This is a genomic window from Streptomyces sp. NRRL WC-3605 (assembly GCF_001509795.1).
Classification (GTDB): domain Bacteria; phylum Actinomycetota; class Actinomycetes; order Streptomycetales; family Streptomycetaceae; genus Streptomyces; species Streptomyces viridochromogenes.
On sequence record NZ_LLZN01000040.1, the window covers coordinates 93847 to 114905 of the forward strand.

Below are 21059 nucleotides of genomic sequence, written 5' to 3' on the forward strand. Positions count from 1 at the left end.
GGGTCAGCCCCGGTCCAGGATTCCGTCGATCTTGCCGGACGCGTCCTTCAGGAGCTGGTCGATGTCGGCGTCCTCCTTGGTGAGGACGGCGGAGACGACGCCGTCGAGGACGGAGTAGATCTGCTGGGCGCTCGGCGGCTCGATCTTCATGTCCAGGTTCTGGTTGCCGTCGAGGAACGGCTGGTAGTTCTCCACCGGGACGTTGGCGTTGGCCTTCTTCACCTCCTGGTCCTTGGCGTCGGCGGCGCCGGTGAACAGGCGGGGTTCGGGCAGGCCCACGGGGGCGTCGTTCTTCTTGGCGCGGGCGTAGTCGCCGAGGAAGCCGTCCCCGGGGGTGAGGAACATGTGGTCGAGCCACTTGAGGCCGGCGCGGATCTGCTCGGGGCTCGCCTTCTTGTTGAACATGTAGCCGTCGCCGCCGATCAGGGTGCCCTTGCCGCCGGGCATGGGGGCGAGGGCGAGGTCCTTGTAGTTCCCGCCCTTCTCCTTGACGAGGATCGGGATGTTGTCGGGGGCGGCCAGGTACATGCCGAGCTTGCCGGCGCCCATCATCTGCTGGACGTCGTTGATGACGAGCAGCTGCTTGCTGCCCATCGACTCGTCCTTCCACCGCATGTCGTGGAGGGTCTGAAGGACGGCCCGGCCTTCGGCGGAGTCGACGGTGGCCTTCTCGCCGTCGGGGCTGACGACGTCGCCGCCCTGGGAGTACAGCTCGGCGGTGAAGTGCCAGCCGCCCTGGTTCTGGGCGCTGTAGTCGGCGTAGCCGACGGTGCCGCCGCCGAGACCGGCGATCTTCTCGGCCGCGGTGCGGACCTCGTCCCAGGTGGCCGGGGGCTTGTCGGGGTCGAGGCCGGCCTTGGTGAAGAGCGCCTTGTTGTAGATGAGGCCCATCGAGTAGCCGGTGCGCGGGACGCCGTAGACCTTGCCGTCGACGGTGTAGATGTCGCGCAGCTGCTGCTGGATGGTGTCGTAGCTCTTCAGTTCCTTGACGTACGGCGTGATGTCGGCCGCCTGATCGATGTCGACGACGTGCCGGGCGTCGGTGAAGTACGTGTAGAAGACGTCCTCCATCTGCCCGCCGGCGAGCTTGGCGTCGAACGTCTTCGGGTCCTGGCAGGGGAACGCGTCGTGAGGCACGACGTCGATGTCCGGGTTCTGCCGCTCGAAGTCGGCGACGTCCTGCTCGAAGAACTGGCGGTCGACCTTGGCGCTCTTGGGCGGCATGCAGTTGACCGTGATGCGGGTCTTGCCGCTCGCCGAGTCGTCGTCGCCCGAACCGCAGGCGGACGCGGCGAGGGCGAGCGAACAGACGCTCAGCGCGGCAAAGGTACGGCGGAACCCGGTGCTTCTCATCGGTGGACCCCTCTGGGCATGGAGCGGTGGGCGCCGCACACTCAAGCACCGACGACATCCGAGCGCAAGATGTCGCGCGAGATTTGCAATTTTTGGACAGCAGATCGGTTGCGGGTGACGACCCTTTCGCGAGGGGTCGGAGGTCAGCTGCGGGGCGCCTGCGCCGTGGAGCCGCGCACCACCAGCTCGGGCTCGAAGAGCAGCTCCTCCGCGGGGACGGGAGTGCCCGCGATCTGGGCGTTCAGCAGCTCGACGGCCGCCCGGCCCATGGCCTCGATCGGCTGGCGGACGGTGGTGAGCGGGGGCTCGGTGCAGTTCATGAACGCCGAGTCGTCGTAGCCGACGACGGAGATCTGCGACGGGACGTCGAGTCCCTTGCGCCGCGCGGCCCGTACGGCGCCGAGGGCCAGCGGGTCGCTCGCGCAGATGATGCCGGTGACGCCGCGGTCGATCAGCCGGGAGGCGGCCGCGTGCCCGCCCTCGATCGAGAAGATCGCCCGCGCCACGTGCTCGTCGGGCAGCTCGGCGGCGATCTCCCGGGCGGCCGCCAGCTTGCGCGCCGACGGCACGTGGTCGCCCGGGCCCAGCACCAGACCGATGCGCTCGTGGCCCAGCGAGGCCAGGTGCCGCCACGCCTGCTCCACCGCCACGGCGTCGTCGCAGGAGACGGCCGGGAAGCCCAGGTGCTCGATGGCCGCGTTGACCAGCACCACCGGGATGTTGCGGTCGGCGAGCTGCCGGTAGTGGTCGTGCGGCGCGTCCGCCTGCGCGTACAGGCCGCCGGCGAAGACCACCCCGGAGACCTGCTGCTGGAGCAGCAGCGTGACGTAGTCGGCCTCGGAGACCCCGCCCTTGGTCTGCGTGCACAGCACGGGGGTCAGCCCCAGCTGGGCCAGCGCCCCGCCGATCACCTCGGCGAACGCCGGGAAGATCGGGTTCTGAAGCTCGGGCAGCACCAGTCCGACCAGACGCGCGCGTTCGCCGCGCAGCTGGGTGGGACGCTCGTAGCCGAGCACGTCCAGGGCGGAGAGCACCGCCTGCCGGGTGGCCTCGGAGACACCCGGCTTGTCGTTGAGCACCCGGCTGACCGTGGCCTCGCTGACCCCGACCTTCTTCGCCACTTCAGCAAGTCGTCGCGTCATGCACGCAAGAATAGCGCAAGAAATGCAAACTGCTTGCGTAGAGGTCAGTCCTCGTCGCGAGCCGCCCACAGACCGCGGACATGGCCCAGGTGCCGGGTCATGACCTCCCGCACCGCGCGCTCGTCCCGGGCGAGCAGCGCGTCGAGGAGTTCCAGGTGCTCCTCGGCGGAGGCCAGCAGCCGCCCCGCCTCGACCAGCGCGGTCAGCCCGTACAGCCGGGAGCGCTTGCGCAGGTCCCGGACGACCTCGACGAGGTGGGCGTTCCCGGCGAGGGCGAGCAGTCCGAGGTGGAAGCGCGTGTCGGCCTCCACGTACGCGATGAGGTCGCCGGCGACCGCCGCCTGGACGATCTCCCGGGCGGCGGGCCGCAGCGCCTCCAGGGACACCGCGTCGGCGGTGGCGGCCAGTTCGACGACCGTCGGGATCTCGACGAGCGCGCGGATGTGCGTGTACTCGTCCAGCTGCCTCTCGGACACCGCGGTGACCCGGAACCCCTTGTTGGGCACCGTGTCGACCAGGCCCTCCTTCGCCAGGTCGAGCATGGCCTCGCGCACCGGGGTCGCCGACACGCCGAAGCGGGCGGCGAGCCCGGGCGCCGAGTACACCTCGCCGGGCCGCAGCTCCCCGGCGATCAGCGCGGCCCGCAGGGCGTCCGCGACGCGCTCCCGGTAGCTGCTCCTGCGCCCGCCCAGGGAGGGCAGCGCCGGGGCGGCGGCGGTGGACGGGGCGCCGGTGCGCTGGGCGGCCATGCGGTGTCTCCTCGGGTCGTGCCGCTGTGCCATGTCACGCGGTACCCGGCATTATCCTCGCCCCTCGGTCCGTTCCGCCCGGGGCTACAGCACGAACCCCTCCGGGAACGGGTCGGTGGGGTCGAGCAGGTACTGCGCGGTTCCGGTGATCCACGCGCGGCCCGTGAAGCTGGGCAGCACGGCAGTGTGTCCGCCGACCCGCGTGGTGCCGAGGAGCCGGCCGGTGAAGCGGGTGCCGATGAACGACTCGTTCACGAACTCGGTGTGCAGCGGCAGTTCGCCGCGCGCGTGCAGCTGCGCCATGCGCGCGCTGGTGCCCGTCCCGCACGGCGAGCGGTCGAACCAGCCCGGGTGGATGGCCATCGCGTGCCGGGAGTGCCGGGCGGTGGAGCCGGGGGCGATCAGATGGACGTGGTGGCAGCCGCGGATGGACGGGTCCTCGGGGTGGACGGGCTCGTCCGCCGCGTTGACCGCCTCCATCAGGGACAGCCCGGCGGCGAGGATGTCGTCCTTGCGGGACCGGTCGAAGGGCAGCCCGAACCGCTCCAGCGGGAGGATCGCGTAGAAGTTGCCGCCGTACGCCAGGTCGTAGGTCACCGTGCGGCCGTCGGCCAGGGTGACCTCCCGGTCGAGGGCGACCGCGAAGGACGGCACGTTGTGCAGGGTGACCTCCTTCGCGGCGCCGTCCTCGACCGCCACCTCGGCGACCACGACACCGGCGGGGGTGTCGAGCCGGATCGTGGTGACCGGCTCGACGACCTCGACCATGCCGGTCTCCACCAGCACGGTCGCCACGCCGATGGTGCCGTGCCCGCACATCGGCAGATAGCCGGACACCTCGATGTAGATGACGCCCCAGTCGCAGTCGGGGCGGGTGGGCGGCTGGAGGATGGCCCCGCTCATGGCGGCGTGCCCGCGCGGCTCGTTCATCAGCAGCCGCTTGACGTGGTCGCGGTGCTCGCGGAAGTAGAGGCGCCGCTCGTTCATGGTGGCGCCTGGCACGGGGCCGACGCCTCCTGTGACGACCCGGGTGGGCATGCCCTCGGTGTGCGAGTCGACGGCGTGCAGGACGAGCTTGCTGCGCATGGGCCCTATGCCGATCCGGCCGCGACGGCCTTCTCCGTGGCCGCCCGTACGGCGGCCTCCTGTCCGGGCAGCAGCGGGACGCGCGGCGGGCGCACGGGTCCGCCGTGGCGGCCCACGACGTCCATGGACAGCTTGATGGCCTGGACGAACTCCACCTGCGAGTCCCAGCGCAGCAGCGGGTGCAGCCGGCCGTACAGCCCGCGGGCGGTGGTGATGTCACCGCCGGTGGCGGCCCGGTACAGCTCGACGCAGGCACGCGGCAGCGCGTTCGGGTACCCGGCGACCCAGCCCTTGGCGCCGGCCAGGGCCAGTTCCAGCAGGACGTCGTCCGCGCCGATCAGCAGGTCGAGGTCCGGGGCGAGCTCGGCGATGCGGTAGGCGCGGCGGACGTCGCCGGAGAACTCCTTGACCGCCTGGACGTACCCCTCGCCGTGCAGCCGCGCCAGCAGTTCGGGCACCAGGTCGACCTTGGTGTCGATGGGGTTGTTGTACGCCACGACGGGGACGCCCGCCTTCGCGACCTCGGCGTAGTGCGCGAGCACCGAACGCTCGTCGGCGCGGTACGCGTTGGGCGGCAGCAGCATCACCGACGCACAGCCCGCGTCCCTGGCCTGCTCGGCCCAGCGCCGGGCCTCGGCCGAGCCGTACGCGGCGACGCCGGGCATCACGCGTGCCCCGCCGACGGCCTTGACCGCCGTCTCGACGACCTTCGCGCGTTCCTCGGGGGTGAGCACCTGGTACTCCCCCAGCGAGCCGTTGGGGACGACACCGTCGCAGCCGTTCTCGACGAGCCAGGCGCAGTGCTCGGCGTAGCGGCCGTGGTCGACGCGCAGGTCGTCGTCGAGCGGCAGCGCGGTGGCGACGAGGACGCCGTGCCAGGGGCGGTGCTCGGTGGCGGTCATCCGGTTTCCTTCCCGGTGGGGTGTGACATGTCATCGCGGTGGTCGGGCTGCCGTGCGAGCACCCCGAGGGGGACGGGGCGTGCGAACGGCCTGTGGGAGGGGGTGAGGGCGCAGCCGGTGAGGCCGGCGACGGCCGGGGCGCACATCCGGCCCTGGCACCAGCCCATCCCGGCCCGGGTGAGCAGTTTCACCGTGCGGACGTCGCCCGCGCCGAGGTCCGCGACGGCCTCGCGGACGGCACCGGCGGTGACCTCCTCGCAGCGGCAGACGGTCGTGTCGTCGGTGACCTGCTCGGTCCAGTGCGCGGGCGGCGCGTAGACGGTGTCCAGTGCGGCGGCGAAGGCCCGCCCCCGGTCCCGCGCGCGGGCGGCCCGCGCCCACGCGGCGGGGTCGGGCCGTGTGCCGTGCAGGCGGGCCGCGGCGGACCGGCCCGCGATGTGCCCCTCGGCGAGGGAGAGTCCGGCGCCGCCGATGCCGGTGGTCTCCCCCGCGGCCCATACGCCGGGCACGTCCGTGCGCTGCTCGGTGTCGACGTGCACGGCGAGGCCGTCCAGGCGGCAGCCGAGGGTGTCGGCGAGGTCGGTCTGCGGCAGCATGCCGTGGCCGATCGCGAGGGTCGCGCAGGGAACGCGCCGCGCGGTGCCGGGCCGCACATGTCCGCCGGCGTCGAGCGCGGCGACGGTGACGGCCTCCAGCCGGCCGGTGCCGTGCGCCTCGACGACGGTGTGCCGGGTGAGGACCGGCACGCGGTGGCGCAGCAACGCGGCAGCGTATCCGGCGCCTTCGGCGAGCTTGGCGGGTTGGGCCGCCCAGACGGGCGCGCGCCGCAGCAGGGCCTTCGGGGCGGCCGACTCCACGAGCGCGGCGACGGTGACGCCGGCCGCCGCGAGCCCGGCCGCGACCGGCAGCAGCAGCGGGCCGGTGCCGGCGACGACGGCGGTGCCGCCGGACACGGCCAGGGTGCCCTTGAGCATGGCCTGGGCGCCGCCCGCGGTGACGACTCCGGGGAGGGTCCAGCCGGGGAAGGGCAGGACCTTCTCGTAGCCGCCGGTGGCGAGGACGAGGGCGTCGGCGCACACCTCGGCGGGCTCGCGCTGTTCGGGTCCGCGCAGGGCGTGCACGGTGAATCCGGTACCGGGGCCGGGCTCGGCACACCAGACGTGATGCTCCGTCAAGTGCCGCACGCTGCCTGCCCGTACGTGCGCCTCCAGGCCCTCTCTGAGCCGTTCCGCCGTGCTCCACGCGTGGTGCAGCGCCTGGGGTCTGCGGGCGCCGAGCGCTTCGGCGGGCCGCCGGTGGAACTGGCCACCGGCCTGCGGGGCCGCGTCCAGCAGCGTGACCCGTACGCCCCGTGCGGCGGCGGCGAGGGCCGCGGCGAGCCCGGCGGGTCCGGCGCCTACGACGGCGAGGTGCGGCGTCCGGGGTGCGCGGCGGTCAGCCATCGTGGCCCGTCCCGTCCTGGGTGCGGATCGCGTCGCCGGGGCGCAGCGGCACCAGGCAGGCCCGCTGGTTGGGGCGGTCGTTGACGGTGACCAGGCAGTCGAAGCAGACGCCGATGCCGCAGAACACCCCGCGCGGGCGCCCCTCGGCCCGGGTGCGGCGCCAGGAGGTGACGCCGGCCGTCCAGAGGGCGGCGGCGACGGTGTGGCCGGGCAGCGCCTCGATCTCCCGTCCGTCGAGGGTCACCGTGAAGGCGGGGCCCGGGTGGGCGTCGGCGAGGTCCAGAGGGGTTCTCACGCGGCCTCCTCGGTGAAGCGGTCGGGGCGGAACGGCGTCAGGTCGAGGTCCGGGGTCCGGCCGGTCAGGGCCTGGGCGACGAGGTGGCCGGTGGCGGGGGCCAGTCCGATGCCGGCGCCTTCGTGGCCGCAGGCGTGGAGCAGTCCGGGGACACGCGGGTCGGGTCCGACGGCGGGCAGGTGGTCGGGGGTGTACGGGCGGAAGCCCAGGTAGGCGCGCGTCGCGTGGACGTCCCTCAGGAACGGGAAGAGCCGGGTGGCGCCGACGGCCAGGGCCCGCACGACGGGCAGCGAGAACGTCCGGTCGAAGCCGACGCGTTCGCGGCTCGCGCCGATCAGCACCGGGCCCGCGGCCGTGCCCTCGACGACCGGGGAGGTCTGGAGCGCGGCCGAGTCGCTGGCCACGTCGGCCACGTAGTCGGCGGCGTACACCTTGTGCCGGATCCGGCGCGGCAGGGGCTCGGTGACGAGGACGAAGCCGCGCCGGGGCAGGACGGGGAGGTGGACGCCGGCGAGCGCGGCGAGGTCGCCGCCCCACGTGCCCGCCGCGTTGACGACGGCCGGGGCGTGCAGGTCTCCCCGGTCGGTGCGCACCCCGCGGACCGCGCCGGCGCGGGTGAGCAGGACGCGGGTGACGGTGACGCCGGTCAGCAGGCGGGCCTTGGCGGCGCGGGCCAGGATGGCGGCGGCGAGGGCGGGCATGACCTGGCTGTCCTGCGGGTAGTGGACGCCGCCCGGGAGGCCGGGGGCGAGATCGGGTTCGAGGTCGTACAGGCGTGTCCCGGTGACGGGTTCGGCGGTGACCCCGGCGGCGCGCTGTGCGGCGGCGAACCGCTCCAGGGCGGCGAGCCCGTCCGGGGAGGACGCCACGACGAGGCCGCCCTTCGCCTCGTACTCCACGGCCGGCCCGAACTCCTCGGCGAGCGACCGCCACAGGCGCGCGGAGAGCAGCGCGAGGGCCAGCTCGGGTCCCGGTTCCTTGTCGGAGACCAGGATGTTGCCCTCACCGGCGCCGGTGGTGCCGCCGGCGACCGGGCCCCGGTCGACGAGGATCACGTCGAGTCCGGCCCGTGCGGCGTACAGGGCGCAGGCGGCGCCCGTGATCCCGGCTCCCACGACCACGACGTCGCAGGTCAGTCCCTCGCTCACGCCAGTACTATGTCACACACCACTGTAGGACGGAATAGTGCCGGAGCAGCGAGGGGGAACACGCCGGAAGCCCCGGAACGGCCCCCGGGGCGGGGTGTGCCGAACGGGGCGCCGTCGGCGACCTGAACGCCGACGGTGCCCCGTTCAGCACTCGGGCGGACGCACCACGCGTAGATACGAGGCGTCACGACGCGCCCCGCGCGCCCTGCCCCGTTCGCGGCGCGTCTCGCGCAGCACCAGCGTCAGCCGTGTGTACCCCAGCTCGCGCAGGGTCGCGGGCGTCTCGTCGACCACCCGGCACTCGGTGGAGCCCCAGCGCGGGTCGGGGTGGTGGAGCGGGCGCACCGCGCCGTCCTCCTCGACGGCCCGCTCCCCCACCGCGCGGATCCAGTGCGGCAGGCCCTGCCGGTAGGCGGCCTCCATGAGGGGGTCCTGGGCGATGTCCCGGCGGACGGCCTGGAGCGCGTGGTCGTGGCCGTGCCGCTCCAGGGCATCGGAGAAGTGGGCCAGCATCGGCAGGCACCAGCTGGACTCGTGGTCGCCGAGGACGGCGGCGGCGTCCGGGTGGAAGAGGACGAACCGCAGGAGGTTGTCGTGCGGCATCGCGGTGGGGTGCGGGCCGACGGCGCTGAAAAGTGACGCGAAAGCGCTGTTCGCCAGGACGACGTCCCAGCGGTGGTCGACGACGACGGACGGGAAGGGCACGGCCTCCACGAGGACGGCGTAGTCCCGGAGGTACGCCTGGGCCTCGGGCCGGTCGGGGACGGGCCGCGGTACGGACCGCTGCCCACCTGCCTGATATGCCATCGGGAGGTCACCCCTCTTGCCTATGCGGCCTTCACGCGGCGCCCCGATCCTGGTGCCCGCGCCCGAGCCATGTCAACTATCGTGGCATTCCATGCCTGTTGACGGCTGAAATTGGCCACAGTTGTGGCGGAACCTGGATGCGCGTTCGAACCACCCGGTAATCTTCCTCGAGTTCACGGCAACAGGTTGTGAGAGGCCTGTGAGAGACGTAGGAGATCTGTCGGTGACGGATGGCTTCGAGGGCCCTGGCGCCACGGTGACGGCCGGGCTGCCCGCCGTCGTCGCCCGCGTCACCGCGCTCGCCGACCGGCTCGACGTGCCGCTCACGGAGGTCTTCGACACCGGCCGGCTGTCCGTCGCCTCCGGCGTACCGGAGTCCGTGGTCAAGGCCCTGCTGAGCGGCCGGCCCGCGGGCGAGCCGGATGTGCAGGCCCGGTTCCTCCAGCGGCTCGACCTCCTGCGCCGCACCCGTCTGAAGCCCAACGGCCGCAGGTACACGCAGCAGGAGATCGCCGACGGCGCCGGCATGTCCCGTCAGCAGGCGGGTGCGCTCATCAACGGCGACCGGCGGCCCACCATGGAGCACTGCGACGCCATCCAGCGCTTCTTCCGGGTGCACGCGGGCTTCCTGACGGCCGAGGACCCCGAAGCGCTGGCAGGCGCGCTCCAGCGCACCGAGCAGGACCTGCTGCAGAGACTCGCGGAGCGCGAGGCGGCCCAGACCGCCGAGGACCCGCTGGAGCGGCTCCTGCAGGACCACGGTGTGCGCGGCATCGCCTGGCGGGCCGCCCAGCTCCCCACCGACCAGCACCGCGACAAGGTCGCCGAGTGGCTGGACATGCTCCTGGAGAGCGTCAAGCGGCCCGAGTCGTGACCGGGAGGAACGGGAGGAACGGGAGACCATTGGGCATCGGTAGGGAAATGCGCCGCCTGTGCGGCGAGTTGGTCGCGGAGGTCAGGCTTCCCTCACCCGCGGCGCCCGAGACGCTGTACGGCGCGCTGTGCGACGCGATGGGCAGACGCCGGGGCCGCCCCGTCCACTTCCGTACGGCCGCCTTCCCGCCCGGCACCGCGAGCGGGCTGTGGCTCGACATGGCCGACCAGGACCTCGTGGTGATCGAGGAGCGCACCGCGCCCGACCACCAGCTGGTGATCCTCGGCCACGAGCTGTGGCACATGAAGGCCGGCCACTGCAGCCACAGCATCGAGGGCGCCTCCGTGGCGGCCCGGCTGCTCGGCAGCGAGGCGGATCTGCGCTCGGCGGTCCTGAAGGTCGCCGCCCGCAACCACTTCGACCAGGCGGAGGAGAAGGAGGCCGAGAGCTTCGGCCTGCTGCTGGCCAGCAAGTGCCGCGCCTGGCTGGCGGATTCCTCGGCGCGGGGCCGGCGGGACCATCTGGCGGGCCGGATCGAGGCGTCGCTCGGCTACCTGGGCCCGCAGAAGTGACCCTCTGACCTGCGCCGACCGGGCGAACGGACGGCCGGGCCGGACCCGTTGTCAGTGGTGGACGGCAAGCTGGTGGGTGGCGCCCCGCCGTGCGGGGCGCGACGACACCGACCCGGGGAGAGCCGACCGATGCCCACCGCCGTACTGACCGACCGCGAGCGCACCGCCGTCCAGGCCTACCTGCGGCTCCTGCACACCGTGCGAGCCGCGTTCGACGGTGCCTCCGGACCGGGCCGGCCACCCGTCGTGCCGCCCGCCGTCCTCGCCGAGGCCGAACAGGCCCTGGCCGACGCCGGACTGACGGGCCACGAGGAGGAGTTCTTCCACCTGCTGCGCACCTGGTGCCCGGCCGAGCCCTGACGCGGGCCGCGCGGGGGTTCAGGTGTGCGGCACGCTCACCGCGGTCGCCACGAGCCCCCGCCCGACCGTCCAGCGCCCCTCGAACCGGTCGAGCCGGCGCCCGCCGACCAGCGGGCCGGGCACGAGGAGCCGGGCGCTGAACCGGCCGCCGCGCGGATCGCCGTCACCGGGGAGCACGTCTATGTCGGCCTCGGAGAAGTCCAGCCACCTCCCGGTGAGGGGGAACCACGCCTTGTAGACGGACTCCTTGGCGCTGAACAGGAGCCGGTCCCAGTGGACCTCGGGGTGGGTGGCCGCCAGGGCGCGCAGCCGCTCCGCCTCGGCCCGCAGCGCGACGGCCCCCAGCACCCCGTCCGGCAGCGACTGGTGGGTCTCGGCGTCGATGCCGAGCGACGCGAGGTCGCCGGCGCGGGCCAGCGCGGCGGCGGCGTACCCGTCGCAGTGCGTCATGCTGCCGATCAGGCCGGGCGGCCAGCCGGGAGCGCCGCGTTCGCCGGGCAGCACGGCCCGCGGAGGCACCCCGAGCTTCTCCATGGCGCGGCGCGCGCAGGCGCGTACGGCGGCGAACTCGCGGCGGCGTTTGGGCACCGCCCGGGCCACGACCGCCTCCTCCTCGGGGAAGAGCGGCGGGTGCTCCTCGTCGCCGTACGCCTCGACGCTCACGGTCGCCGGGGTCAGCAGGTCCTCGATCAACGGGCCGTGTCCTCCGTGTCCTCGCGGGGCAGCACGCGCCGCAGCCGGCCCGGGGGTTCCGGCCGCCGGCGCCATTCGCGGGGGTAGCCGACCGAGACCTCCTCGAAGCGGACGCCCTCGTGCCAGGTGGTCCGCGGGATGTGCAGGTGGCCGTAGACCATGGCCTCGACGCGGAAGCGGCGGTGCCAGTCGGCGGTCAGGGCGGTGCCGCACCACATGGCGAACTCGGGGTACCAGAGCACGTCGGTCGGGTGCCGGTGCAGCGGGTAGTGGTTGACGAGGACGGTGGGCAGGTCCTCGGGGAGGGCGGCGAGCCGGCGCTCGGTCGCGGCGACCCGGGCCGCGCACCACGCGTCGCGGGTCGGGTAGGGGTCGGGGTGCAGCAGGTACTCGTCGTTGCAGACGACGCCGGTCCCGTGCGCGTACTGAAGGCCCTGCTCCTTCGTCGCGCAGCCCGCGGGGAGGAAGGAGTAGTCGTACAGGAGGAACAGCGGGGCGACGGCGACCGGGCCGCCGGGGCCGTCCCAGACGGGGTAGGGGTCCTCGGGGGTGAGCACGCCGAGGTCCCGGCACACCTCGACGAGATGGTCGTAGCGGGCGGTGCCGCGCAGGGTGACGGAGTCCTTGGGGTGGGTCCACAGCTCGTGGTTGCCGGGGACCCAGACGACCTGGCGGAAGCGGCCGGCGAGCGTCTTGAGCGCCCAGGTGACGTCGGCGACGGTCTCCGCCACGTCACCGGCCACGAGCAGCCAGTCGTCGTCCGAGCCGGGTCGCATCCCCTCCACGAGGGCTCGGTTCTCGTCGTACCCGATGTGCAGGTCGCTGACGGCCAGCAACCGCCCGGTCCGCGCGGCCGTCGACGTCACCCTCGCCCCTCCCGATCACCCGAAGGACACCACGAGAACACAGGGCCCGCACCCGCGACAAGGGCGGGCCGCCCGGCCCGCTCCCGCCCGCGCGGCCGGCGGGGGAATCCGTAACACGTACGTTGCACGCGGCACCCTTTGAAAGTCGTATGATCGCCCCGACACCATCGCCTCGACCCCCTTCGCCAGGGGCGGTTCGGTGTACCTCCAACCTCCCTGCCCGGGCACGGGCCGCTTCGCCCTGCCCGCGAACCCCCGAAAGGACGGCCCTGCATGGTCTCTCGCGTACGCGTCTGGCTCAACCGCACGTACGCGGAGAACGTGTTCTTCATGGATCAGCTCCGCAGAAATCCCAGCGATCGGGCGGTGGAGATCCATGCGACGCACGGGGACGCCGACTCCCCCGTGCTGGCCGCCGCCGACACCGCCGAGCTGGAGCCCGAGGGCCTGTCCCCCGCCGGATACGCCGAGTACGCCCTCGCGCAGTGCCGGCGCCGCGGGATCGACGTGTTCGTGCCCCGGCTGCACCAGGCGGCGATCGTCGCGCACCGCGCGGAGTTCGAGGCGGCCGGCACGGCGCTGCTCGCGCCGCCGCCCGAGGCCGTGGCCGTCTTCCAGGACAAGGTGATCGCGTACGAGGCCGTACAGGCGGTCGGTGTGCCGGTACCGCCGTGGTTCCGGGTCCGTGACGCCGACGAACTGCTCGCCGCCGTCGAGGAGTTGGAGGCGGGCGGGCACCGGGCGTGCTTCAAGCCGGCGTCCGGCGCGGGCGGGGTCGGCTTCCGGATGATCACCCGCTCCCCGTTCTCGCTGACGCATCTCAGCGGCTTCCCGACGCCCTACGTCCAGCTCGATCTGGTCCTGGACGCCCTGCGGCGCACCGACGAGCCGGTGGACTGGCTGGTGATGCCGCGCCTGGAGCAGCCCGAGGTGTCGGTGGACTGCCTCACCGGCCCGGACAACCGGGTGCGGCTGGCGATCGGCCGGGTCAAGAACGGGCGCCGGCGGGGGTTCACGCTCCAGGAGCAGTGGCTGGAGCCGGCGAGGCTGGTCGCGGAGGGCTTCGGGCTGCACCACCTGTCCAACATCCAGTTCCGGATGTTCGGCGGCACCCCGGTGCTGATGGACGTCAACACCCGCCCGGCGGGCGGCCTGCACCAGCTGTCGCTGTGCGGGGTGAACGTGCCGTGGCTCGCCGTGCGGCTGGCGCTCGGCGAGGACCCGGGCGTCGTGACCCCGCCGTTCCTGGGGCAGGACTACACGGTGGTCGCGGGTCCGCGTCCGCTGCGCCCGGTGTCGATCCCGCAGCAGCGCACCGAGTCGGAGGCACCCCTGCTGCCGGCGGTGCCCGCACCGGCGCAGCCCGGCCCGGTGGGGACCGGGGCGGTCCTGCCCCTGTAGGAACACCCGCGGCAAGAACACCAACTGCAAGAACACCAGCGGTACGGACCAATCCCTGCGGGACTCCTTGACAGGGGAATTGGTCCATACCAACTTGGTCAGCGCACCTCTCAGCACCTGTGCACTCCCGAACACCCCACCTTTCCCAGGGAGATGACGTGCGCAACCGACCTCTCGCACGGCTCAGACGCCGTGTCCTCGCCCTCGTCGGCACGGCGGCCCTCGCGGTCGCCGGGGCCGTCGCCCTGCCCGGCACCGCTCACGCGGCCAACGTCCTGTCCAACCCCGGCTTCGAGTCGGGCGGACTCTCCCCGTGGTCCTGCACCGGCAACCTCGGCTCCGTCGTCTCCTCGCCCGTGCACGGCGGGTCCAGGGCGCTCGCCGGAGCGGCGAGCGCGAGCGACAACGCCCGGTGCTCGCAGAGCGTCGCCGTCCAGCCGAACACGACGTACTCCCTCAGCGGCTGGGTGCGCGGCTCCTACGTCTACCTCGGCGTGGACGGCGGTGCCTCCACCTGGACGTCGTCGCCGTCGGCGTACGCCAAGCTGTCGCTCACCTTCACGACCGGCGCCTCGCAGACCAGCGCCACGGTGTACGTGCACGGCTGGTACGGGCAGGGCACCTACCACGCCGACGACATCGCCCTCGACGGGCCCGGTGGCGGCGGAGGCTCGGACGGGCAGGCGCCGAGCGCCCCCGGCAACCTGCGCTCCACCGGCAAGTCGTCGACGAGCGTGTCGCTGGCCTGGAACGCCTCGACCGACAACGTCGACGTGACCGGCTACGACGTCTTCCGCGGCTCGGCCCAGGTGCTCAGCGTCTCCGGGACGAGCGCCACGGTCGGCGGCCTGTCGCCCAGTACCGCCTACACGTTCACGGTGAAGGCGCGCGACGCGGCCGGGAACGTCTCCGCGGCCTCCAACTCCGTCTCCGTCACGACCGACGCGGGCGGCGGGGGCGGCACCGGCTTCAAGCAGGCCGCGCCCTATCTGTACCTGGGCTGGGGCGATCCGCCGAGCGCGACGTCGGTGATGAGCGCGACCGGGATCAAGTGGTACACGATGGCGTTCATCCTGTCCTCCGGCGGCTGCAACCCGGCCTGGGACGGGCAGCGCCCGCTGACCGGCGGCAACGACCAGAGCGTCATCAACTCAATCCGGGCCGCCGGCGGTGACATCGTCCCGTCGATCGGCGGCTGGAGCGGCAACAAGCTCGGGCCGAACTGCTCGACGGCCGAGGCGCTGGCGGGCGCGTACCAGAAGGTCATCGACGCCTACGGGCTGAAGGCGATCGACGTCGACATCGAGAACACCGACGAGTTCGAGAACGCGACCGTGCAGGACCGGATCCTGAACGCCCTGAAGATCGTCAAGGCGAACAACCCGGGTCTGCGGACGATCCTGACCTTCGGCACCTCCACCACCGGCCCGACGTACTGGGGCAACCGGCTCATCGAGCAGGCCAAGGCACTGAACGCGGGCATCGACGTCTTCACGATCATGCCGTTCGACTTCGGCGGCGGCGCCGACATGTACGGCAGCACCGTGAACGCGGCCGAGGGGCTGAAGACCAAGCTGAGGTCCACGTTCGGCTGGGACGACGCCACCGCGTACGCGCACCTCGGCATCTCCGGCATGAACGGGCTCTCCGACCAGCAGGAGCTCACCTCGCCCGGGACCTGGACACAGATCCGGGACTGGGCGAACTCCCGGCACATCGCGCGGCTCGCCTTCTGGTCGGTCAACCGCGACCGGCCCTGCGCGGGCGGCGGTGTGACGAGCAACTGCTCCGGCATCAGCCAGAGCACCTGGCAGTTCACGTCCATCACGGCCGGCTTCACCGGCTGAGTCCCCGTCCCCCGTCCGATCGCCCACGCCGGTCGTCCACGCCGGAGAAAAGAATCTTCCGGCGTGGGTGTATCAGACGGCCCCTCGCGCGCTCATGACACTGAGCAAGGCCGACGGGGGGTCCGTACGGGGGACACGGGGGAACACGGGGGACCTACGGGGGGACACGGGGGCTTCGGGCCGGCCGGCGCTGTCACGGGGGTGGCTGCCGGCCGGCCCGAAGGTGTTCTCAGCTCCGTCCGGCGCGCCGCAGACGCAGGGTCAGCACCTGGAAGGGGCGCAGCGACACCGGCACCCCGCCGTCCGCGGCGACCGGTTCCAGCGGCCGTTCCAGCAGGTCGGTGATCTCGGCACCGGCCAGCGGGAACCCGGTGCGCAGCACGGCCCGGGCCCGCCCGCCCCGGGACTCGTAGAGGCGTACGACGACGTCGCCGGAGCGGTCGTCGGCCAGCTTGACCGCCTCGACCGTCACGCCGTCGCCGTCCACGGACACCACCGGTTCGGGCGCGCCCGCGGCGTCCGCCACCCGCAGTGGCAGGTTGAGGGCGTAGCCCTCGGCGACGGCGTCCTCGATGCTCGCGCCGGGCAGCAGCGCGTAGGTGAGCCGGTGCGTGCCCTGGTCGGCCTCGGGGTCGGGGACGCGGGGGGCGCGGACCAGGCTGAGGCTGACGCGGGTCGTCGTGCCGCCGTCCTCGCGGACCGTGCGGGTCACGTCGTGGCCGTACGTGGAGTCGTTGACGACGGCGACGCCGTAGCCGGGCTCGGCGAGGTGCACCCAGCGGTGCCCGGAGACCTCGAACCGGGCCGCCTCCCAGGTGGTGTTGGTGTGGGTGGGGCGCTGGACGTGCCCGAACTGGATCTCGGCCGAGGAGTGCGCGGCGCGGATGTCCACCGGGAAGCCGGCCTTGAGGATCTTCTCGGCCTCGTGCCAGTCGATCTCGGTGGCGAAGTCGATACGGGGGCTGCCGGCCCGCAGCGTGATCGTCTGGGTGATCGTGGAGCCCTTGCCGAAGGCGCGGGAGACCCGGACCGCGCCGACGAGCGGGCCGTCCTCGACGACGGTGACCGACTCGGTCGCGCGCAGCTCGCGGTAGCGGTTGCGGTAGTGCTTGTCGATGTCCCAGGCGTCCCAGTAGTTGGGCAGGTCGGTGTGCAGGCGCAGCAGGTTGCCGGCGCCGGCGAGCACCTCGCGGTTCGCCCGCAGGTCGAACACCGAGGCCAGCGTGCCGTCCTCGGCGATCTCGACGCGGACCAGGCCGTTGTCGAGGACGCGCCCGGAGACGGTGACGGGCCGTTCGGGCTCGTCGGCAACGAGGGGCGCGCTGCCGTTCGCGGGGACGGTGACGTACGCGGGCGTGCCCTCGGGGGTGCGGACGACCTCGGCGCGGTCGAACGGGCTGGTGTTGAAGACGCGGGGTCCTCCCCCGCCGAGCGCGGTCACCGCCTCGGCGGTCAGCTCCTGAAGCTCCCGGGCGACGCGGGCGTACTCGGCCTCGGCCTCGCGGTGCACCCAGGCGATCGAGGAGCCCGGCAGGATGTCGTGGAACTGGTGCAGCAGGACCGTCTTCCAGAGCCGGTCCAGCTTCTCGTACGGGTAGGCGTAGCCCGGCGCGTGCAGCGCGGCCGTCGTCGCCCACAACTCGGCCTCGCGCAGCAGGTGTTCGCTGCGGCGGTTGCCCTGCTTGGTGCGGGCCTGGGAGGTGTAGGTGGCGCGGTGCAGCTCCAGGTAGAGCTCGCCGTTCCAGACGGGGGCGTCCTCGTACTCGGCGCGGGCCTTGGCGAAGAACGCGTCCGGGTGCTCGACGACGACCTTGGGCGAGCCCTCCAGGTCGGCGAGCCTGCGGGCCCGCTCCATGATCTCGCGGGTGGGGCCGCCACCGCCGTCGCCCCAGCCGAACGGGGCGAGGGAGCGCGTCCCGCCGCCCTTCTCCTGGTAGTTGCGGACGGCGCGGTCCATCTCCTCGCCGCTGAAGCAGGCGTTGTAGGTGTCCACGGGCGGGAAGTGGGTGAAGATCCGGGTGCCGTCGATGCCCTCCCACCAGAAGGTGTGGTGGGGGAACTTGTTGGTCTGGTTCCAGGAGATCTTCTGGGTCAGGAACCACTCGTTGCCGGCGAGCTTGGCGAGCTGGGGGTAGGCGGCGGTGTAGCCGAAGGAGTCGGGCAGCCAGACGCCCTTGGTCTCGACGCCGAAGTGCTCGATGAAGAACCGCTTGCCGTGGATCAGCTGGCGGGCGAGGGCCTCGCCGCCGGGCAGGTTGCCGTCGGCCTCGACCCACATGCCGCCGACCGGCGCCCACTGGCCCTTCTTCACCGACTCCTGGATGCGGGCCCACACGTGCGGGTAGTGGTCGCGCACCCACTCGTACTGCTGGGCCTGCGAGCAGGCGAAGACGAACTCCTCGTACTCGTCGGCCAGCGACGTGACGTTGGAGAAGGTGCGGGACGTCTTGCGCTTGGTCTCGCGGATGGGCCAGAGCCAGGCGGAGTCGATGTGGGCGTGTCCCACGCCGGAGATGGTGTGGGCGCTGGCGTGGGCGGGCTTGGCGAGGACCGGTGCGAGCACCTCGCGGACGGCGGGGGCGCTGCCGGCGACGTCGTCCAGGTCGAGGGTGTCCATGGCACGGTCGAGGGCGTGCAGGATCTCGTGCCGGCGCGGCTCGTGCTCGCCGAGGTGGACCATGAGTTCGCGCAGCACGGCGAGGTCCAGGTCGAGGTGCCACACCTCCTCGTCCAGGACGGCGAGGTCGGCGCGCCGGAAGGTGTAGAGGGGCCGGTCGCCGGCGGTGCGGACGTCGCCCAGGGGGGTGGGGCGGGCGAAGCCGTCGGCCAGGATGTCGGGGTTGGAGGCGGCCTCGACCAGGTAGTGGACGTCCTCGCCGCCCGCCACGGGGTTGCCGACGGGCACGTACTGGTTGAGCGGGTTGACGGCCTTCAGGGGGCGGCCGTCGGCGAGGTGCACGAGGCCCTCGGCCTGGTTGCCGGGCCAGTCGCCGACGAAGCCGAGGTCGATGACCGCCTCGACGCGCCGCCCGGCCCACGCGGCGGGCACCTGCCCGCGCATCCGGAACCAGGTGGTGCCCCACGGCGGGCCCCACGGGGTGCCGGTCGCGAAGGGCGTGTAGTGGGCGGCCGCCGCCTCCTCGAAGGGGACCGGCTCGCCCGGGGCCTGCCAGGCCTCGACCTCGAACGGGACGGTGGCGGCGTAGATCGCGGGCTTGACGCGCTGGGTGTGGACGCGCTCGACGCGCTCCTCGATCCGGCGGCGTTCGTCGTGCATCGGGGTCTCCAGGGAGGCAGAGAGCGGGGGTGTCAGGTGAGGTAGGCGAGACCGGGGTGGACGGAGGTGTAGCCCTCGACCAGCCGGCGGGCGACACCGACCGAGTCGACCAGCGGATGCAGCGCGAACGCCTTGACGGCGGTGGTGCGCGAGCCGGACTCGGCGGCGGCCAGCACTTCGCGTTCGACGGCCTTGACCGAGCAGACGAGGCCGGTGGCGTGGTCGGGCAGCGGGGCTACGGCGACCGGGTGGGCGCCGTTGGCGTCGACCAGGCAGGGCACCTCGATGACGGCGTCGGTGTCGAGCACCGACAGGGTGTGCCGGTTGCGGACGTTGAGGATCAGAGTGGTGCGTTCGTCGCGGGCGATGGCCCGCATCAGGGCGAGCGCCACCTTCTCGTAGCCGCCGGACAGGTCGTCGGCGTCGCGTTCGCCGGCGCCCGCCGTCTCACGGTTCTCGGACATGTAGGTGGCCTCGCGCTCGGCGCGGGTGCGGTCCCAGATCTCCAGGGCCGGGGCGTCCGGGTCGCGCAGCCGGTCGTAGAAGCCGGCCTGCTGGTCGCGCAGGAAGGCGCCGCGGGTGCGCTCGGCCTCCTGGTAGGCGCGCACGGCCTCCCGGTTGAAGTAGTAGTAGTGCAGGTACTCGTTGGGGATGGCGCCGAGGGAGCGCAGCCAGTCGGTGCCGAAGAGCTTGCCCTCCTCGAAGGAGCCGAGCAGCTCGGTATCGGCGAGCAGGCGCGGGAGTTCGTCCCGGCCGGCGACGCGCAGGCCGCGGACCCAGCCGAGGTGGTTGAGGCCGACGTAGTCGATCCACGCTTCGGCGGGGTTCCGCACGCCGAGCACGCGGGCGATACGGCGGCCGAGGCCGACCGGCGAGTCGCAGATGCCGATGACGCGGTCGCCGAGGTGGCGGGACATGGCCTCGGTGACCAGTCCGGCGGGGTTGGTGAAGTTGATGACCCAGGCGTCGGGCGCGAGCCTGGCGACGCGGCGGGCGATGTCCTCGGCGACCGGGACCGTGCGCAGGCCGTAGGCGATGCCGCCCGCGCCGACCGTCTCCTGGCCGAGGACGCCCTCGGCGAGCGCGACCCGTTCGTCGTCGGCCCGGCCCTGGAGGCCGCCGACGCGGATGGCGGAGAAGACGAAGTCGGCGCCGCGCAGCGCCTCGTCGAGGTCGGTGGTGGCGGTGACCTCGGGGGCGTCGGGGACCCCGGCGGCCTGTTCGGCGAGCACCCGGGTCACGGCGTCGAGCCGGCCGGCGTCCAGGTCGTGCAGCACGACCCGGGTCACCCGGCCCTCGGCGTGGTCCGTCAGGAGCGCGCCGTACACGAGTGGTACGCGGAATCCTCCGCCGCCCAGGATCGTCAGCCTCACGTCTGCACCTTTCCCGCCACGACGACCTCGACGCCGGCCTCCTCGAAGGAGGTCCGTGTCGCCGTGTCGACCGGCGCGTTCGTCACCACCACGTCCAGGTCCTCGGGACCGCACACCTTGGCCATGCCGTGGCCGGGGAACTTCGCCGCGTCCGCGAGCAGGACGACCCTGGCGCCGGCCTTGATCATGGCCCGTTTCACCGGTACCTCGACGACCGTCGTGTCCATCACCTGCCCGCCCGGTCGCACTCCGCTGGTGCCCAGGAAGACCCAGTCGGCGTGCAGCTGGCGCAGGTTGTCCTCGGTGAGGAAGCCGACCAGGGAGCGGTACTCGCGGCGCACCATGCCGCCGAGCAGCACCAGTTCGATGCCCTCGTCGTCGGCCAGTTCCTCGTAGACCACCAGATTGCTGGTGATCACCGTGAGCCGGCGGCCGTGCAGCTGCCGGGCCAGCCGGAAGGCCGTGGTGCCGATGTCCAGCAGCACCGACTGGCCGTCCTCGACCATCGCGGCGGCGTACGCCGCTATGGCGTCCTTCTCGGACACCCGGACCTCGGCGACCTCGGCGAAGGGCTGGTCGCCCTCGTCGGCCACGGCGCCGCCGTGCACCCGGGTGAGGAGACCGTCGTCCTCCAGCTTGACCAGGTCGCGCCTGATCGTCGCGGGGCTGACGCCCAGCTGCTCGGAGAGGTCGGTCACGGCCGCGGGCCCGCCGGAGCGCAGGGCCCGCAGGATGAGTTGGTGTCGTCGTTCTGCCAGCACGACGTGAACAGTACTCGTCATCTTCAATCATCGCCATGCTCATTTCTGCTCGGGTATTGACCAATCTCGTCGATCGGCGCACGATTCCGGTCACTGAAGTGAAGAGTTCTG

19 protein-coding genes are annotated in these 21059 nt (G+C 72.9%); 5 read left to right on the plus strand and 14 right to left on the minus strand.

Translation table 11 applies throughout. The features are described 5' to 3' along the window. Positions 1 to 3: 3 nt before the first annotated feature. The 9 genes from ADL34_RS08320 to ADL34_RS08360 all read right to left on the minus strand — a co-directional run bounded on the left by ADL34_RS08320 (position 4) and on the right by ADL34_RS08360 (position 8924). Positions 4 to 1353, minus strand: coding sequence for an ABC transporter substrate-binding protein (locus ADL34_RS08320; RefSeq protein ID WP_062665427.1), 1350 nt, complete (start codon positions 1351 to 1353; stop codon positions 4 to 6). Positions 1354 to 1496: 143 nt separating this feature from the next. Beyond that, a complete protein-coding gene (locus tag ADL34_RS08325; protein WP_179199228.1) occupies positions 1497 to 2495 on the minus strand; it encodes a LacI family DNA-binding transcriptional regulator in 999 nt (332 codons plus the stop codon). A 44-nt stretch (positions 2496 to 2539) separates the two neighbouring features. Further along, a complete protein-coding gene (locus tag ADL34_RS08330; RefSeq protein WP_062665429.1) occupies positions 2540 to 3244 on the minus strand; it encodes a GntR family transcriptional regulator in 705 nt (234 codons plus the stop codon). An 84-nt stretch (positions 3245 to 3328) separates the two neighbouring features. Beyond that, entirely contained in the window at positions 3329 to 4330 is a 1002-nt protein-coding gene (locus ADL34_RS08335; RefSeq protein WP_062665431.1) for a proline racemase family protein, read from the minus strand. A gap of 5 nt (positions 4331 to 4335) precedes the next feature. Then, positions 4336 to 5232 carry a dihydrodipicolinate synthase family protein gene (locus tag ADL34_RS08340; protein WP_062665433.1) on the minus strand — a complete coding sequence of 299 codons (897 nt, stop codon included), beginning with the start codon at positions 5230 to 5232 and terminating at the stop codon, positions 4336 to 4338. After that, positions 5229 to 6674 (minus strand): NAD(P)/FAD-dependent oxidoreductase, encoded by a 1446-nt coding sequence (locus ADL34_RS37000; RefSeq protein WP_062665435.1) that lies wholly within the window; start codon positions 6672 to 6674, stop codon positions 5229 to 5231. The genes ADL34_RS08340 and ADL34_RS37000 overlap by 4 nt, the downstream gene beginning before the upstream one ends. Further along, on the minus strand, positions 6667 to 6969 hold the full coding sequence (locus tag ADL34_RS08350) for a (2Fe-2S)-binding protein (protein WP_062665437.1): 303 nt from the start codon (positions 6967 to 6969) through the stop codon (positions 6667 to 6669). The genes ADL34_RS37000 and ADL34_RS08350 overlap by 8 nt, the downstream gene beginning before the upstream one ends. Beyond that, on the minus strand, positions 6966 to 8117 hold the full coding sequence (locus ADL34_RS08355; protein WP_062665439.1) for an NAD(P)/FAD-dependent oxidoreductase: 1152 nt from the start codon (positions 8115 to 8117) through the stop codon (positions 6966 to 6968). Before ADL34_RS08355 ends, ADL34_RS08350 begins: the two co-directional genes overlap by 4 nt. A gap of 144 nt (positions 8118 to 8261) precedes the next feature. Continuing rightward, complete coding sequence (locus tag ADL34_RS08360; protein ID WP_062665441.1) at positions 8262 to 8924, minus strand: hypothetical protein; 663 nt, start codon at positions 8922 to 8924, stop codon at positions 8262 to 8264. A gap of 223 nt (positions 8925 to 9147) precedes the next feature. Between ADL34_RS08360 and ADL34_RS08365 the strand changes: the two genes are divergently transcribed. The 3 genes from ADL34_RS08365 to ADL34_RS08375 all read left to right on the plus strand — a co-directional run bounded on the left by ADL34_RS08365 (position 9148) and on the right by ADL34_RS08375 (position 10730). Next, positions 9148 to 9798 (plus strand): helix-turn-helix domain-containing protein, encoded by a 651-nt coding sequence (locus ADL34_RS08365; protein WP_062665443.1) that lies wholly within the window; start codon positions 9148 to 9150, stop codon positions 9796 to 9798. 47 nt (positions 9799 to 9845) lie between these two features. Continuing rightward, positions 9846 to 10370, plus strand: coding sequence for a hypothetical protein (locus ADL34_RS08370; protein ID WP_062665445.1), 525 nt, complete (start codon positions 9846 to 9848; stop codon positions 10368 to 10370). A 129-nt stretch (positions 10371 to 10499) separates the two neighbouring features. Continuing rightward, positions 10500 to 10730: a hypothetical protein gene (locus tag ADL34_RS08375; RefSeq protein WP_062665447.1), complete on the plus strand. Its 231-nt coding sequence runs from the start codon at positions 10500 to 10502 to the stop codon at positions 10728 to 10730. Positions 10731 to 10748: 18 nt separating this feature from the next. Here ADL34_RS08375 and ADL34_RS08380 read toward each other — a convergent pair whose 3' ends face one another. Together ADL34_RS08380 and ADL34_RS08385 are read right to left on the minus strand one after the other, a co-directional pair. Further along, positions 10749 to 11423, minus strand: coding sequence for a 4'-phosphopantetheinyl transferase family protein (locus ADL34_RS08380; RefSeq protein ID WP_062665449.1), 675 nt, complete (start codon positions 11421 to 11423; stop codon positions 10749 to 10751). Beyond that, positions 11420 to 12289 (minus strand): metallophosphoesterase family protein, encoded by an 870-nt coding sequence (locus ADL34_RS08385; protein ID WP_062665451.1) that lies wholly within the window; start codon positions 12287 to 12289, stop codon positions 11420 to 11422. Before ADL34_RS08385 ends, ADL34_RS08380 begins: the two co-directional genes overlap by 4 nt. Before the next feature lie 273 nt (positions 12290 to 12562). On the opposite strand from ADL34_RS08385, the gene ADL34_RS08390 reads away from it, so the two are divergent. After that, positions 12563 to 13690, plus strand: a complete 1128-nt coding sequence (locus ADL34_RS08390) for an ATP-grasp domain-containing protein (protein WP_062665453.1) — start codon at positions 12563 to 12565, stop codon at positions 13688 to 13690. 158 nt (positions 13691 to 13848) lie between these two features. Further along, positions 13849 to 15537: a carbohydrate binding domain-containing protein gene (locus ADL34_RS08395; RefSeq protein ID WP_062665455.1), complete on the plus strand. Its 1689-nt coding sequence runs from the start codon at positions 13849 to 13851 to the stop codon at positions 15535 to 15537. A 229-nt stretch (positions 15538 to 15766) separates the two neighbouring features. Here ADL34_RS08395 and ADL34_RS08400 read toward each other — a convergent pair whose 3' ends face one another. The 3 genes from ADL34_RS08400 to ADL34_RS08410 are packed head-to-tail and all read right to left on the minus strand — an operon-like array spanning position 15767 to position 20948. Beyond that, positions 15767 to 18814 (minus strand): alpha-mannosidase, encoded by a 3048-nt coding sequence (locus tag ADL34_RS08400; protein WP_062665457.1) that lies wholly within the window; start codon positions 18812 to 18814, stop codon positions 15767 to 15769. Positions 18815 to 18846: 32 nt separating this feature from the next. Continuing rightward, positions 18847 to 20187 (minus strand): 6-phospho-beta-glucosidase, encoded by a 1341-nt coding sequence (locus ADL34_RS08405; protein WP_062665460.1) that lies wholly within the window; start codon positions 20185 to 20187, stop codon positions 18847 to 18849. Further along, positions 20184 to 20948: a DeoR/GlpR family DNA-binding transcription regulator gene (locus tag ADL34_RS08410; RefSeq protein ID WP_062665461.1), complete on the minus strand. Its 765-nt coding sequence runs from the start codon at positions 20946 to 20948 to the stop codon at positions 20184 to 20186. Before ADL34_RS08410 ends, ADL34_RS08405 begins: the two co-directional genes overlap by 4 nt. Positions 20949 to 21059: the final 111 nt, after the last annotated feature.

Bases quoted from the DNA above. Each gene is read 5' to 3' on its own strand.
- ADL34_RS08320 (WP_062665427.1), bottom strand. From the start codon at position 1,353: ATGAGAAGCACCGGGTTCCGCCGTACCTTTGCCGCGCTGAGCGTCTGT.
- ADL34_RS08325 (WP_179199228.1), bottom strand. From the start codon at position 2,495: ATGACGCGACGACTTGCTGAAGTGGCGAAGAAGGTCGGGGTCAGCGAG.
- ADL34_RS08330 (WP_062665429.1), bottom strand. From the start codon at position 3,244: ATGGCCGCCCAGCGCACCGGCGCCCCGTCCACCGCCGCCGCCCCGGCG.
- ADL34_RS08335 (WP_062665431.1), bottom strand. From the start codon at position 4,330: ATGCGCAGCAAGCTCGTCCTGCACGCCGTCGACTCGCACACCGAGGGC.
- ADL34_RS08340 (WP_062665433.1), bottom strand. From the start codon at position 5,232: ATGACCGCCACCGAGCACCGCCCCTGGCACGGCGTCCTCGTCGCCACC.
- ADL34_RS37000 (WP_062665435.1), bottom strand. From the start codon at position 6,674: ATGGCTGACCGCCGCGCACCCCGGACGCCGCACCTCGCCGTCGTAGGC.
- ADL34_RS08360 (WP_062665441.1), bottom strand. From the start codon at position 8,924: ATGGCATATCAGGCAGGTGGGCAGCGGTCCGTACCGCGGCCCGTCCCC.
- ADL34_RS08370 (WP_062665445.1), top strand. From the start codon at position 9,846: ATGCGCCGCCTGTGCGGCGAGTTGGTCGCGGAGGTCAGGCTTCCCTCA.
- ADL34_RS08375 (WP_062665447.1), top strand. From the start codon at position 10,500: ATGCCCACCGCCGTACTGACCGACCGCGAGCGCACCGCCGTCCAGGCC.
- ADL34_RS08390 (WP_062665453.1), top strand. From the start codon at position 12,563: ATGGTCTCTCGCGTACGCGTCTGGCTCAACCGCACGTACGCGGAGAAC.
- ADL34_RS08400 (WP_062665457.1), bottom strand. From the start codon at position 18,814: ATGCACGACGAACGCCGCCGGATCGAGGAGCGCGTCGAGCGCGTCCAC.